Source organism: Pseudomonas sp. OV546 (assembly GCF_900116845.1).
GTDB lineage: Bacteria > Pseudomonadota > Gammaproteobacteria > Pseudomonadales > Pseudomonadaceae > Aquipseudomonas > Aquipseudomonas petroselini.
The window spans coordinates 1-12,613 of record NZ_FPCE01000003.1 but is presented as its reverse complement, the minus strand read 5'-3'; the positions used below and the strand labels follow the sequence as shown (position 1 = coordinate 12,613).

14 protein-coding genes are annotated in these 12,613 nt (G+C 59.1%); 5 read left to right on the top strand and 9 right to left on the bottom strand.

What is annotated here, in order from left to right; translation table 11 throughout:
• The first annotated feature begins 147 nt into the window (after positions 1 to 147).
• Entirely contained in the window at positions 148 to 843 is a 696-nt protein-coding gene (locus tag BM403_RS08045; RefSeq protein WP_015886154.1) for a lipoate--protein ligase family protein, read from the top strand.
• On the opposite strand, the gene crp is transcribed toward BM403_RS08045, so the two are convergent.
• A complete protein-coding gene (gene crp / locus BM403_RS08040; RefSeq protein WP_015886153.1) occupies positions 840 to 1,484 on the bottom strand; it encodes a cAMP-activated global transcriptional regulator CRP in 645 nt (214 codons plus the stop codon). The two genes, BM403_RS08045 and crp, sit on opposite strands and share 4 nt — an antisense overlap.
• 247 nt (positions 1,485 to 1,731) lie before the next feature.
• Here crp and BM403_RS08035 point away from each other — a divergent pair, with 247 nt between their 5' ends.
• Positions 1,732 to 2,154 (top strand): OsmC family protein, encoded by a 423-nt coding sequence (locus BM403_RS08035; RefSeq protein WP_015886152.1) that lies wholly within the window; start codon positions 1,732 to 1,734, stop codon positions 2,152 to 2,154.
• Positions 2,155 to 2,226: 72 nt separating this feature from the next.
• On the opposite strand, the gene coq7 is transcribed toward BM403_RS08035, so the two are convergent.
• The 6 genes from coq7 to hemJ form a co-directional block, all read right to left on the bottom strand.
• A complete protein-coding gene (gene coq7 / locus BM403_RS08030) occupies positions 2,227 to 2,874 on the bottom strand; it encodes a 2-polyprenyl-3-methyl-6-methoxy-1,4-benzoquinone monooxygenase (protein ID WP_015886151.1) in 648 nt (215 codons plus the stop codon).
• Positions 2,875 to 2,991: 117 nt separating this feature from the next.
• Positions 2,992 to 3,330, bottom strand: a complete 339-nt coding sequence (locus tag BM403_RS08025; RefSeq protein WP_003194682.1) for a histidine triad nucleotide-binding protein — start codon at positions 3,328 to 3,330, stop codon at positions 2,992 to 2,994.
• A 46-nt stretch (positions 3,331 to 3,376) separates the two neighbouring features.
• Positions 3,377 to 4,165 (bottom strand): SDR family NAD(P)-dependent oxidoreductase, encoded by a 789-nt coding sequence (locus BM403_RS08020; protein WP_015886150.1) that lies wholly within the window; start codon positions 4,163 to 4,165, stop codon positions 3,377 to 3,379.
• Between the two features lie 63 nt (positions 4,166 to 4,228).
• Positions 4,229 to 5,191 (bottom strand): DUF805 domain-containing protein, encoded by a 963-nt coding sequence (locus BM403_RS08015; RefSeq protein WP_015886149.1) that lies wholly within the window; start codon positions 5,189 to 5,191, stop codon positions 4,229 to 4,231.
• 68 nt (positions 5,192 to 5,259) lie between these two features.
• A complete protein-coding gene (locus tag BM403_RS08010) occupies positions 5,260 to 6,222 on the bottom strand; it encodes an NAD(P)H-dependent flavin oxidoreductase (RefSeq protein ID WP_093542386.1) in 963 nt (320 codons plus the stop codon).
• 24 nt (positions 6,223 to 6,246) lie between these two features.
• Positions 6,247 to 6,675 carry a protoporphyrinogen oxidase HemJ gene (hemJ, locus tag BM403_RS08005; protein WP_015886147.1) on the bottom strand — a complete coding sequence of 143 codons (429 nt, stop codon included), beginning with the start codon at positions 6,673 to 6,675 and terminating at the stop codon, positions 6,247 to 6,249.
• Between the two features lie 136 nt (positions 6,676 to 6,811).
• Here hemJ and argC point away from each other — a divergent pair, with 136 nt between their 5' ends.
• Entirely contained in the window at positions 6,812 to 7,846 is a 1,035-nt protein-coding gene (argC, locus tag BM403_RS08000) for an N-acetyl-gamma-glutamyl-phosphate reductase (protein WP_093542384.1), read from the top strand.
• A gap of 165 nt (positions 7,847 to 8,011) precedes the next feature.
• Positions 8,012 to 8,362 (top strand): iron-sulfur cluster insertion protein ErpA, encoded by a 351-nt coding sequence (erpA, locus tag BM403_RS07995; RefSeq protein ID WP_003176443.1) that lies wholly within the window; start codon positions 8,012 to 8,014, stop codon positions 8,360 to 8,362.
• Positions 8,363 to 8,438: 76 nt separating this feature from the next.
• Here erpA and BM403_RS07990 read toward each other — a convergent pair whose 3' ends face one another.
• Both BM403_RS07990 and BM403_RS07985 read right to left on the bottom strand, forming a co-directional pair.
• Complete coding sequence (locus tag BM403_RS07990; RefSeq protein ID WP_093542382.1) at positions 8,439 to 9,530, bottom strand: anhydro-N-acetylmuramic acid kinase; 1,092 nt, start codon at positions 9,528 to 9,530, stop codon at positions 8,439 to 8,441.
• Between the two features lie 3 nt (positions 9,531 to 9,533).
• Positions 9,534 to 10,952, bottom strand: a complete 1,419-nt coding sequence (locus tag BM403_RS07985) for a peptidoglycan DD-metalloendopeptidase family protein (RefSeq protein ID WP_046035026.1) — start codon at positions 10,950 to 10,952, stop codon at positions 9,534 to 9,536.
• A gap of 208 nt (positions 10,953 to 11,160) precedes the next feature.
• Here BM403_RS07985 and tyrS point away from each other — a divergent pair, with 208 nt between their 5' ends.
• On the top strand, positions 11,161 to 12,360 hold the full coding sequence (tyrS, locus tag BM403_RS07980; RefSeq protein ID WP_093542380.1) for a tyrosine--tRNA ligase: 1,200 nt from the start codon (positions 11,161 to 11,163) through the stop codon (positions 12,358 to 12,360).
• Positions 12,361 to 12,613 lie beyond the last annotated feature (253 nt).

The window sequence follows — 12,613 nt, the reverse complement described above, 5'->3', positions numbered from 1 at the left end:
CGATTTGAAATGCAATCGAGCATGTGTGAGGGGGCTTGCTCCCGATAGCGGGGTGTCAGTCAATACCTGTACTGACTGATCTAAAGCTATCGGGGGCAAGCCCCCTCCACATTGGGTTTTGTGTTTATTCAGATAGGTAAGTGTTTGATGGTTAAGCCGGTGTCGATGACGGTTGAAGCGGGCCTGGCTGCCGAGCAGGCGCTGCTGGCGGCTGTGTGCGCCGGCGAGCAGGAATTCGGCCTGCTGTTCTGGCAACCCAGCGATCAAGCGTTGGTGATGCCGCGTCGTCTGAGTCGGCTACCGGCGTTCGAGACCGCCAGCCAGGTATCGTCCGACGCCGGGTGGCCGGTATTGCTGCGTGAAACCGGCGGTGAGCCAGTGCCGCAATCGAGCGCCACGGTCAACATTGCCCTCGTCTACGCCCCGCCGCGCAGCGAAGGCGATCAGGGGCGCATCGAAACCGGTTACCAGCGGCTGTGTCAGCCCATCTGCGATTTTTTGATCGAGCTGGGGGGCGATGCCTCCGTCGGCGAGATCGATGGTGCGTTTTGCGACGGTCGCTACAACGTCAACCTCGATGGCCGCAAAATGGTCGGTACGGCTCAACGTTGGCGACAAAGTGGTGGCCGCCCGGTGGGGCTGGTGCACGGGGCTTTGTTGTTGGATAACGATCGCGAAGCGCTGATTGCAGCGGTCAACCGCTTCAATGAAGCCTGCGGTCTCGACCAGCGGGTGCGTGCCGACAGCCATATCGCCCTGCACGAAGCCTTCCCGGCGCCGGATGCGATCAGCCGGCTGGATACCTTGTACCGTCAAATGTTGGCCAGCTTCCTGCCGGTTTAACGGGTACCGAACACCACCATCGTCTTGCCTTTGACGTGCACCAGGTTGCGTTCTTCCAAGTCTTTGAGCACGCGGCCGACCATCTCCCGTGAACAGCCGACAATACGCCCGATTTCCTGGCGTGTGACCTTGATCTGCATGCCATCGGGGTGGGTCATGGCGTCAGGTTGCTTGCACAAGTCCAGGAGGCAGCGGGCGACGCGGCCGGTGACGTCAAAGAATGCCAGGTCGCCGACCTTGCGCGTGGTGTCGCGCAGCCGCTGGGCAATCTGGCCGCTGAGGGCGTATAGGATGTCGGGATCCTGCTGGGCCAGCTCGCGGAATTTGGCATAGCTGATCTCGGCCACTTCGCACTCGACCTTGGCCCGCACCCAGGCGCTGCGTTCCTGTTCCTTGCCGGCTTGTTCGAACAGCCCCAGTTCCCCAAAGAAGTCCCCGGTGTTCAGGTAGGCGATGATCATTTCACGGCCGTCTTCATCCTCAATCAGGATGGTGACCGAGCCTTTGATAATGAAGTACAGCGTATCGGAACGTTCGCCGGCGCAGATGATGTTGTGCTTGGCCGGGTGGCGACGGCGCTGGCAATGCATCAGCAGTTTGTCGAGATTCTTGATCTTGGGTATGGGAGTAAGAGCAACCATGGTTGTATCCCGAAAAGACTGCGCGAGGTAGTTGGAGTTGTTGTATTCATCGGTATCGGCATTGATACACGCTGTATAAAGGGTGGCAATACGCCATCGATTTGGCGCCAGCTTAACAGACACATTCTGTCTCGATTAGGCAATTTTTCCGCGTAGCCCCTGCAATTGATCACTTTTGTCGCAAACGCTGACGCCAGCGAGCGCTGTGCTAAGCTGGCGACCCTTTTTTAGCAGTGGAGTCTGGGCGATGAAGGCACGCATCCAATGGGCGGGCGAAGCCATGTTCCTCGGTGAGTCGGGCAGTGGCCATGTGGTGGTCATGGATGGCCCGCCGGAAGCCGGTGGCCGTAACCTGGGCGTACGCCCGATGGAAATGCTCCTGCTTGGCGTGGGCGGTTGCAGCAATTTCGACGTGGTCAGCATCCTGAAAAAATCCCGTCAGGCCGTGGAAAGCTGCGAAGCCTTCCTGGAAGCCGAGCGTGCCACTGAAGATCCCAAGGTATTTACCAAGATCCACATGCATTTCGTGGTGAAGGGCCGGGCGCTGAAAGAAGCCCAGGTCAAGCGTGCCATCGAGTTGTCCGCTGAGAAGTACTGCTCGGCGTCCATCATGCTCGGCGCGGCCGGTGTGGCCATCACCCATGATTACGAAATCATCGAGGTCGGTTGATCGCTCAATCGGCGGGCAAAAAGAAAGGGCGCTTTGGAGGCGCCCTTTTTTTGTGGCTCGGATTTGATGCGTTTAGATGCGGTAGGTGCTCTTGGTCATGACCTTGGCCAATAAGCTCATGCCAAACCTGACCGGCGCGGGGAAGCGGAAACCGCCTGCATCCAGCGCGCTTTCGGCGTGATGTTCTTCATCGATGCGCATCTGCTCAAGAATCGCCCGGGACTTTTCGTCTTCGGCGGGCAGTTGTTCCAGATGCTCATCCAAGTGCTTGCACACTTGATGTTCGGTGGCTGCGACAAAACCGAGGCTGACTTTGTCACTGATCAGGCCGGCAGCGGCACCGATCCCAAACGACAGGCCATAAAACAGCGGGTTCAGCACGCTCGGGTGGCTGCCGAGTTGGCGAATGCGTTGCTCGCACCAGGCCAGGTGATCGATTTCTTCCTCGGCGGCATGCTCCATGGCTGCGCGAACCTGCGGCAGCTTGGCGGTCAGGGCCTGGCCTTGATACAGCGCCTGGGCACAGACTTCGCCGGTATGGTTGATGCGCATCAGGCCGGCGACGTGTCGGGTCTCGGTCTCGCTCATCTGTGCGTCGGGCTGCACGATGGCGGGCGACGGGCGATACGGTTGGCCGCTGAAGGGCAGCAGCGTGCGCATGGCCATGTCGGCTTGCAGCAACAGACGGTCAATCGGCGAGTAGTGACGTTGGGTAGTCATGCTGACCTCCGGGAAGAATCTCGGCGGCCAGTTTACCGCAAGAGAGGGGGAAGCGTTTGCGCTGAGTCAGGGGCATAGGGTCGCAGCCCGAGGCCGTGACCCTTGTTCCGAGGGGAATCAGCCCGGCGGCCAGTTCATCTGGCGCTGACCCAGCACATGCATATGGATGTGATAAACGGTTTGCCCGCCGTCTTCATTGCAGTTCATCACCACACGAAACCCTTTTTCACAGCCTTGTTCAACGGCCAGGCGCTGGGCGGTGAACAGGATATGGCCGGCAAGGGCTTTATCGTCTTCCGTCAGGTCATTCAAGGTCCGGATCGGTTTCTTCGGAATGACCAGGAAATGCACGGGGGCCTGCGGCGCGATATCGTGGAAGGCCAGAACCTGGTCGTCTTCGTAGATAATCTTCGCGGGTATTTCTCTGTTGATGATCTTGGTGAACAGAGTATCCACAGCTGTTTCTCCATTATGAGTATGCAGGGTGAGTGTACCCAGCCGGTCAGCGCGGGCAATAGGCCTTGTTGATGGCGCCGGCGATCTTGCGGGTCAGCCAGCGAGGGCTGAAGCGCGGGCTGAAGGCTATCCAGCGGTTGCGTCGGCCGGGAATGATGATGGCTTTGTTCTTTTCCAGGGCGCGCACGGTGTAGAGCGCCACTTCTTCGGGGCTCATCAGTTGTTGGCTGCGGTCGAGCTTGGCGGTGTCCATTTGCGCGGTGCCGAAGAACGCGGTGCGGGTCGGGCCGGGGCAAAGGACCGAGACCTTGATGCCGCAGGTTTTCAACTCTTCGCGCAGGCCTTCGGAAAAGTGCAGTACGTAGGCCTTGCTGGCGTAGTAGGTGCTCATCCACGGGCCCGGCTGAAACGCCGCGATGGACGCCACATTGAGAATCTGCCCGCCACCGTGCAGCGCCATGGTGTTGCCAAGTGCGTGGCACATGCGGGTCAGAGCGAGGATGTTGACCTCCATGAGGTCTTGTTCGGTCATCCAGTCCTGGGCCAGGAACGGCCCGCTGGTACCAATGCCGGCACAGTTGACCAGCAGGTCGATCTGCCGCTCACCTTCTTCAAGCTCCAGCAGGAACCCGGACAAGCGCAGTGGCTCGCCCAGGTCGCAGGCCCGGAACAGCACCTCGACGCCAAACCGTTGGGTCAATTCGATAGCAATGCTTTCCAACTGATCACGCTGGCGGGCCACCAGAATCAAGCTGCGGCCGCGCCGGGCCAGTGCTTCGGCCAAGGCCAGGCCGATGCCGCTGGAGGCACCGGTGATCAGAGCGTAACGGGTCATGCCTTTCTCCATCGCAACACCGCCGAGCCTGCGACAGAGGCATCGCAGGCCGGTGGTGTTTCTTTACTGTTCTGGAGAGTCTACAGGTTCGCCCGCTTCGTCAGCACTCTGCGCTTCGTCTTCTTCTACGGTCGCGCTTTGGTCAGCGTCTTCATCGGAGGTGATGGAACTGCTTTCGTAGCCGCTGTCCATGTTGGCTTCGAGTTGGTTCAGGTAACCGTTCATGCCCAGGGTGACCACGATGGCCAGCATGATCGGAATAAACGCCAGCCACAGCGTGGCCAGGACTTTTACCGCCGTGGAGTTGCGGGGTGGTGGTGCGCCATATTGGTTGGCGCCCGCGTTCCCCGGCAATACCAGCAACAGGATCGGGAAAACGCTGTTCACCAGTGGGACGAGGTTGAGGAAGTACAGCCAGCCGGACCAACCCAGGTCGTGCAGGCGCTGCACACCGATCTGTACGCTGACCCAGACAAGCGCCACAAACAGCGCGAGACCCAGCAGTACCCCGAGGATAGTGCCTGCCGTCGGCGATGCGGTGGCCACGGCAAAGCTCACGGTACTGATGATGCCACCCGCAACCAGCATCGCCAGGGTCAACACCAGGGTCCAGGCCAGGTAGCGCAGACGGCCAATACGCCCGTGGATAGTGAAAACCTTGAGGGTGGCGTATTCCGGCAGGTGCTCACCTACCGCGGCACGCGGCGGTGCGTAGGGGGAGGCGGCCGGGCGGGAGAAGTCGGAAGCGCCGGAATCCGTTTCATGGGTTTCGGCGAGGCTGAAGGCCACGGGCTGTTCGGCTTCGATACGTGCATCGACACCGGCGTTTTTCAGCGCAGTGAGGTAGGTTTCGGCGTCTGGACGGGACAGGTCGCGTTTGAGCGCGACCGTGCGGCCGGTGAAGAGCTTCTCGATGGCTTCGACTTCGCTCTTGAACAGCTCGGCCAGGTTCAGTTTGGCCGTGGTGCTTTCGACACCCGGGAGCAAGGCTCCATCAAACACAATCTTGAAACGGTTGTCGCTCATGCGGGCTTCCTTGTCACTTATTCAGGGAGGAGGGCAGGCCTGTGTAATTGGCAGGCCTTGCGGTTGGGTCAGCGTGGCCAGCGCAGTTGAGCGGCTTGTTCGCGTGCCTTGCGGTATTCGGCATCCAGGCGAGCAACCAGTTCATCGACGCTGGGTAAATCATCAATCTCACCGACACCTTGGCCGGCAGACCATACAGTCTTCCACGCCTTGGCCTCGTCGCTCAACGGCTTGAGCTTGGAGCCAAAGTTGACCTCGCCCTTGCCTTGCAGGGCGGCGAGATCGAAACCGGCGTTTTCCAGGCTCTGGCGCATAAAGCTCGCGGGCACGCCGGAGACAGCAGGAGTGTGCACGATGTCGGCGGCGCGCGATGTGAGCAGCATCTCTTTATACGCATCCGGGGCGTGGCTTTCGGTGGTGCCGATGAACCGCGTGCCGAAATAGGCCAAGTCTGCGCCGAGCAACTGGGCGGCGAGAATCTCGTGCCCATGGTTGAGGCAGCCGGCCAGCAGCAGGGTTTTGTCGAAGAATTGGCGGATCTCGGCAATCAGCGAGAAAGGGCTCCAGGTGCCGGCGTGGCCACCGGCGCCGGCCGCAACGGCGATCAGGCCATCCACGCCGGCTTCGGCGGCCTTCTCGGCGTGGCGGCGGGTGGTGACGTCGTGGAACACCAGGCCACCGTAACTGTGCACGGCGTCCACCAACTCCTTCACGGCGCCCAGACTGGTAATGACGATCGGCACTTTGTGTTCGACGCAAATCGCCAGGTCCGCCTCCAGGCGCGGGTTGCTGTTGTGCACGATCAGGTTGACGGCGTAGGGCGCGGGATCATCCAGTTGTGCCAGGCCCGCTTCGATTTCTTCCAGCCAGGCCTTGAACCCGCTGCTTTCGCGTTGGTTAAGCGCCGGGAAACTCCCTACCACCCCGTTGCGGCAGCACGCCAGGACCAATTGCGGGTTGGAGATAAGGAACATCGGCGCAGCCACGACGGGCAGGCGCAGACGGTGTTCAAGCAGAGCGGGCAGCGACATTGGAGGTACCCCGAGTCATTGAAGTTAGAACGGTTTGACCACGACCAAAATTACGATAGCCAGCAATATCAGAACGGGCACTTCATTGAACCAGCGATAAAAGACATGGCTGCGGGTGTTTTCGCCACGGGCAAAACGTTTTACCTGTGCGCCGCACATATGGTGGTAGCCGATCAGGAACACCACCAGGGTCAACTTGGCGTGGATCCAGGCGCCCGATTGAAAGATGCCGGGGTTGAGTGCGATCAGCCAGATACCGAATACCAGCGAAGCCAGCATCGCCGGGCCCATGATGCCGCGGTACAGCTTACGCTCCATGACACTGAAACGCTCCTTGCTGACGGCGTCCTCGCTCTGGGCGTGGTAAACGAACAGGCGCGGCAGGTAGAACAGCCCGGCAAACCAGCAGACGATGCTGACGATGTGGAAGGCTTTGACCCATAGATAAAGCATTTTTAGTTATTCCCAGGTTCACGGTAACTGAAGATAGTAGTGGCTCATGCGCCCGTACGTCACGTTGACGGTTGTCGCAGGACGATGCGGCCCCTATTATCGACGGCTTTCCAGTGGGTTCGTTGAGGGCAGGTTTATGGTCAAGGTCGGTATCGTCGGCGGCACGGGTTACACCGGTGTCGAATTGCTGCGTCTGTTGGCTCAGCATCCGCAAGCTGAGGTGGTGGTCATCACCTCCCGATCCGAGGCCGGCCTGGCCGTGGCCGACATGTACCCGAACCTGCGAGGCCATTACGACGGCCTGGCGTTCAGTGTCCCTGACATCAGCACCCTGGGTGCATGCGACGTGGTGTTCTTTGCCACGCCTCATGGTGTGGCCCATGCATTGGCCGGTGAACTGCTGGCTGCTGGTACCAAGGTGATCGACCTGTCGGCGGATTTCCGTTTGCAGGATGCTGATGAGTGGGCCAAGTGGTATGGCCAGCCTCACGGTGCGCCAGAGCTGTTGGAAGAAGCGGTGTATGGCCTGCCGGAGGTCAATCGTGAGCAGATCAAGCAGGCGCGCCTGATCGCGGTGCCGGGTTGCTATCCAACGGCCACACAGCTGGGCTTCCTGCCGTTGCTCGAAGCCGGGTTGGCAGATGTCTCGCGCTTGATCGCGGACTGCAAGTCCGGTGTGAGCGGCGCCGGTCGTGGTGCAGCGGTGGGTTCGCTGTACTCCGAGACGTCGGAAAGCATGAAAGCCTATGCGGTAAAAGGGCATCGCCACTTGCCGGAAATCCGCCAGGGGCTGCGGCGTGCCGCCGGTCAGGACGTGGGCCTGACGTTCGTGCCGCACCTGACGCCGATGATCCGTGGCATTCATTCCACGTTGTACGCCACAGTGGTTGATCGCTCGGTAGACCTGCAGGCGCTGTTCGAAAAGCGTTATGCCAACGAACCGTTCGTCGACGTAATGCCTGCCGGCAGCCATCCGGAAACCCGCAGCGTGCGCGGCGCCAACGTGTGCCGGATTGCGGTGCACCGTCCACAAGATGGCGACTTGGTCGTGGTGTTGTCGGTGATTGATAACTTGGTCAAGGGCGCGTCGGGCCAGGCGGTGCAGAACATGAACATCCTGTTTGGCCTGGACGAGAAGCAGGGCCTGTCCCACGCGGGCATGCTGCCTTAAGGTTTTCAGGTGGTTGCGCAAAAGGCCCGATGATCGGGCCTTTTGTGTTTTTGATGGCGGCTAGGCAGATTGATATACCGTAACAATAGTTGACCGCTTTTCTAGGAGAAGCGGATAATGCCCGTCATTACGCATATGGCGGCGCTACGCCGGGAGATTATCAGCATGAGCGTTGAATCCTTCACCCCCACGGCTTTGCAATTCACCCACGGTGCTGCGCACAAGGTGAAGAGCCTGGTCGATGAAGAGGGTAATGATCGCTTGAAGCTGCGCGTATTCGTTACGGGCGGCGGTTGTTCAGGGTTTCAGTACGGTTTTACCTTCGATGAAGATGTGGCCGATGATGACACCATCGTTGAGCGCGAGGGCGTAAGCCTGGTCGTGGACCCAATGAGTTTCCAGTACTTGGCAGGTGCCGAGGTGGATTACCAGGAAGGTCTGGAGGGTTCACGTTTCGTGATCAAGAACCCTAATGCTACGACCACCTGTGGTTGTGGGTCTTCGTTCTCGATCTGATCTATAGCAGTACAGAAACGCCGCTTGGCTTTGATAGGCCAAGCGGCGTTTTGCTGTCTACGGATTATGGGGGCGGTCAGGCGGGATATATCGCGCCCAGCACCCGAAGCCCGCGTGAGCCGGTGACGCTCGGGCGGTTGGCCGCGATGCCTTCGAGGCAGCAATGGGCCAGCCACGCGAAGGCCATTGCCTCGACCCAGTCGGGGTCTACGCCATAGGTGGCGGTGCTGCTGACGTGGGTTGACGGTAGCAGGGCTGCCAGGCGATTCATCAGCGTGGCGTTGTGAGCGCCACCGCCACACACCAGCAGTGTTTCTGTCTGGGGTTGGGCGGACTGCAACGACTCGACGATGGTGAGCGCGGTCAGCTCCAGCAGCGTGGCCTGCACATCTTGAGGTTCGAATGCGGGGAGACGGCCAAGGTGTTGATGCAGCCATTCCAGGTTGAACACTTCGCGCCCAGTGCTCTTGGGGCCCTTGGCCACGAAGAATGGATCGCTGAGCAGGGCATTGAGCAGTTGGGGCTCAACCTTGCCGCTGGCAGCCCACTGACCATCGCGATCAAAGTGCTCGCTGCGTTGTTGGTGAATCCAGGCATCCAACAGCACATTGCCTGGGCCGCAATCGAATCCGGCTACAGGTTTACCGGTCTCGATCAGGCTGAGATTGCTGAAACCGCCCACATTCAATACGGCACGGTTGCCGGTGCGTTCACCAAACAGTGCTTCATGGAATGCCGGGACCAGCGGGGCGCCCTGGCCGCCGGCGGCGACATCGCGGCTGCGGAAGTCGCTGACCACGGTGATGTTGGTCAGCTCGGTGAGCAAGGCCGGATTGCCGATCTGCACGGTAAAGCCCCGGGCGGGTTCATGGCGGATGGTCTGGCCATGGCTGCCGATCGCGCGGATGTCCTGGGGCTTGAGGTGTTGCTGAACGAGTAATGCGTGAATGCCCTGTGCTGCCAGGTTCACCCATTTCTGTTGGGCGATTGCTGAGCGGGCGATCTCATCCGGGCCGCTGGCGCACAGGGCGAGCAGCTCGGTGCGCAGGGTATCCGGCATGGGGAGGTAGTGCGTGGCGATCAGTTTGATCGCCGGGTCCTGCTCGATCAAAGCGATGTCCAGGCCATCGAGACTGGTCCCGGACATCACACCTATATAGAGCGACATACCTTAACGCTTCGCCGAAGCCAGCAGGGTGGAGCGCTCTTGGTCCATGCGCGCCATCAACGGCTGGCTCTGTTGCATGAATCGAGCGCGCTCGGCCTTGGCGATCGGATCGGCCATTGGCAGTTTTTGGCCCAGCGGGTCGACGTGCACACCATTAACCTGGAATTCGTAGTGCAAGTGCGGGCCGGTGGACAGGCCGGTAGTGCCGATGTAGCCGATCACCTGGCCTTGCTTGACGGTGCCGCCGGTTTGCACGCCCTTGGCGAAGCCTTGCATGTGGCCATACAGGGTGCGGTAGGTGTTCCCGTGCTGGATGATCACGGTATTACCGTAACCACCACGGCGTCCGGCCAATAGCACTTTACCGTCGCCGGCCGCCTTGATTGGCGTGCCGCGCGGGGCAGCGTAGTCGACGCCTTTGTGGGCGCGGATTTTGTTCAGAATTGGATGCTTGCGACCCATGGAGAAACGCGAGCTAATGCGAGCGAAGTCTACCGGCGTGCGGATGAAGGCTTTGCGCATGCTATTGCCGTCGGCGGTGTAGTAGCTGCTGTTGCCTTGTTTGTTGGTGTAGCGCACGGCGGTGTAGGTCTTGCCACGGTTGGTAAAGCGTGCGGAGAGAATATTACCGGTGCCGACCACTTTGCCATTCGCGACTTTCTGCTCATAGATCACATCGAATTCGTCGCCTTGGCGGATGTCCTGGGCGAAGTCGATGTCGTAGCCGAACACGCTGGCCATGTCCATGGTCATACTGTGGGACAGGCCGGCGCGGGCCGCGGATTGCGACAGCGAGCTGTTGATTACGCCGTGTACATAGGCGGAGCGCATCACCGGCTTGGTGGTGACGCGGTTGAAGGCAAAGCCTTTGGCGCCTTTAGTCAGAGTGATGCTTTCGAGGTCGCTGACATTGCTGTGCAGGTTGTTGAGCTGTCCGTCGGGTGTCAGTTCGAATTCCAGCTTTTGACCGCGTTTGAGCTGGGTGAACTGCTTGGCTTGTTTGTCGCTGGCGAGTACTTCGTTGACGGTGGCTGCGGGGATACCGACTTTCTCGAATAGCGTCGAGAGCGTATCGCCCTTGCCAACGATGACTTCGCGGTGCTGGGGATTCTTGGCTGTGTCTACAGTCGGCGCGGCCTTGGTCTGAGCGGCTTGCTGTGTGTCTTCCGGGCTATTTTCTATCTGGGCGAACGGTGAGTCCACTGGAGCATTTGTGGCTTGTTGTGCGTCGGAAGCGTCTTGATCTTGTGTCAGTTGTTCAACCGGACTTTCCAAGTCAAGGCTCAGGGATGTTCGTTTGGCTTCTACGTCACTGGAAGGGAATACCAGGAGTGCCAGGCTGAGAAGGGCGGCGATACCACTTGCGGCGAGCAGGTGGGTCTTCGGGTAAAGCGGCGGCGCTTTAGACGGTTCAGTGGTCATAGGTAATTTGACTTTGAAGATGAAATGGAAAAGATGAATGACATGATGAAGATGAAATAACTGTATAAAATATAACCAAATCATCTGTGGCGCAAGCTCGCGAACGCTGGGCTTGCTGAACGGTGTCCGTTCGCAGGGCAAAACTTGTAATTAGTCCCTGATCTTGTATGGTTGGTTCCCTTTTGAATCTGAGCCTTGCGGGTCTGTTATGAAGTCGGTTGAAGAGCAGCTAGCGCTGATAAAACGTGGTGCGGAAGAACTGTTGGTCGAGGCCGAGCTGATCGAAAAGCTCAAGCGTGGCCAACCCCTGCGTATTAAGGCTGGCTTTGATCCCACTGCGCCGGATTTGCACCTGGGCCATACCGTGCTTATTAATAAGCTGCGCCAGTTCCAGGAGCTGGGGCATCAGGTCATCTTCCTTATAGGTGATTTCACCGGGATGATCGGCGATCCGAGCGGCAAGAGTGCCACGCGCCCTCCGCTGACTCGCGAGCAGGTTCTCGATAACGCCGAGACCTACAAGACGCAGGTATTCAAGATCCTTGATCCGGCCAAGACCGAGGTGGCGTTCAACTCCACTTGGATGGATCAGATGGGGCCGGCTGATTTCATTCGCCTGACCTCCCAGTACACCGTCGCACGCATGCTTGAGCGTGATGACTTCGACAAGCGCTACTCCACCAATCAGCCGATCGCCATTCATGAGTTCCTCTATCCGCTGGTTCAGGGTTACGACTCGGTGGCGTTGCGTGCGGATGTTGAGCTCGGCGGCACCGATCAGAAGTTCAACCTGCTGATGGGGCGTGAGCTGCAGCGTGCGTATGGACAGGAGGCCCAGTGCATTCTGACTATGCCGTTGCTGGAGGGGTTGGATGGCGTCAAGAAGATGTCCAAGTCTCTGGGTAACTATGTTGGTATCCAGGAAGCCCCTGGCGTGATGTACGGCAAGCTGGTTTCGATTCCTGATGCGCTGATGTGGCGTTACTTCGAATTGCTGAGCTTCCGCTCGATGGATGAGATCAATGCGCTGCGTGCTGATGTAGAGGCAGGCGCCAATCCGCGTGACGTGAAGATCAAGCTGGCGGAAGAGATTGTTGCGCGCTTCCATGGTGACGAAGCAGCGGCTAATGCTCATCGTGCTGCGGGCAATCGCATGAAGGACGGCGAGCTGCCGGATGATCTGCCGGAGATCGAGCTGTCTGCTGCCGAAGCGATGCCAATCGCTGCCGTCCTTAATAAAGCAGGTTTGGTGAAGAACTCGGCGGTTGCGCGTGACCTGTTGGGTTCGGGTGGTGTGCGTGTAGATGGTGAGGTCGTAGATCGTACCTTTATATGCGGGCTGGGTAGCACCCACGTATGCCAGGCGGGGAAGAAGGCATTTGCGCGTATTACGCTCAAATCCGAATAAACCTGAAATTAAGTGTTGACGGCGAATTATATCTGTCTATAATTCGCCCCACTTCCGGCGCAGTCGAAACGGAAAACTCCTTGGTAAACAAAGAGTTACGCAGAATTCGACAGCGAGTTGCTTCAGTTCATCGAAGCCCAGAAGGAGTTGGTAGAGCGGTGTTGTTTGGCTCTATTAACGTTTCGATCCTCTCGGTCGAAAGCGGGGAAAAAGAGGTGTTGACAGCAGCGTGTAACGCTGTAGAATTCGCCTC

What these genes read in the sequence shown, in the direction of transcription:
- BM403_RS08045 (WP_015886154.1), top strand. Translation starts at nt 148, where the DNA reads ATGGTTAAGCCGGTGTCGATGACGGTTGAAGCGGGCCTGGCTGCCGAG.
- crp (WP_015886153.1), bottom strand. Translation starts at nt 1,484, where the DNA reads ATGGTTGCTCTTACTCCCATACCCAAGATCAAGAATCTCGACAAACTG.
- BM403_RS08035 (WP_015886152.1), top strand. Translation starts at nt 1,732, where the DNA reads ATGAAGGCACGCATCCAATGGGCGGGCGAAGCCATGTTCCTCGGTGAG.
- coq7 (WP_015886151.1), bottom strand. Translation starts at nt 2,874, where the DNA reads ATGACTACCCAACGTCACTACTCGCCGATTGACCGTCTGTTGCTGCAA.
- BM403_RS08020 (WP_015886150.1), bottom strand. Translation starts at nt 4,165, where the DNA reads ATGACCCGTTACGCTCTGATCACCGGTGCCTCCAGCGGCATCGGCCTG.
- BM403_RS08015 (WP_015886149.1), bottom strand. Translation starts at nt 5,191, where the DNA reads ATGAGCGACAACCGTTTCAAGATTGTGTTTGATGGAGCCTTGCTCCCG.
- BM403_RS08010 (WP_093542386.1), bottom strand. Translation starts at nt 6,222, where the DNA reads ATGTCGCTGCCCGCTCTGCTTGAACACCGTCTGCGCCTGCCCGTCGTG.
- hemJ (WP_015886147.1), bottom strand. Translation starts at nt 6,675, where the DNA reads ATGCTTTATCTATGGGTCAAAGCCTTCCACATCGTCAGCATCGTCTGC.
- argC (WP_093542384.1), top strand. Translation starts at nt 6,812, where the DNA reads ATGGTCAAGGTCGGTATCGTCGGCGGCACGGGTTACACCGGTGTCGAA.
- erpA (WP_003176443.1), top strand. Translation starts at nt 8,012, where the DNA reads ATGAGCGTTGAATCCTTCACCCCCACGGCTTTGCAATTCACCCACGGT.
- BM403_RS07990 (WP_093542382.1), bottom strand. Translation starts at nt 9,530, where the DNA reads ATGTCGCTCTATATAGGTGTGATGTCCGGGACCAGTCTCGATGGCCTG.
- BM403_RS07985 (WP_046035026.1), bottom strand. Translation starts at nt 10,952, where the DNA reads ATGACCACTGAACCGTCTAAAGCGCCGCCGCTTTACCCGAAGACCCAC.
- tyrS (WP_093542380.1), top strand. Translation starts at nt 11,161, where the DNA reads ATGAAGTCGGTTGAAGAGCAGCTAGCGCTGATAAAACGTGGTGCGGAA.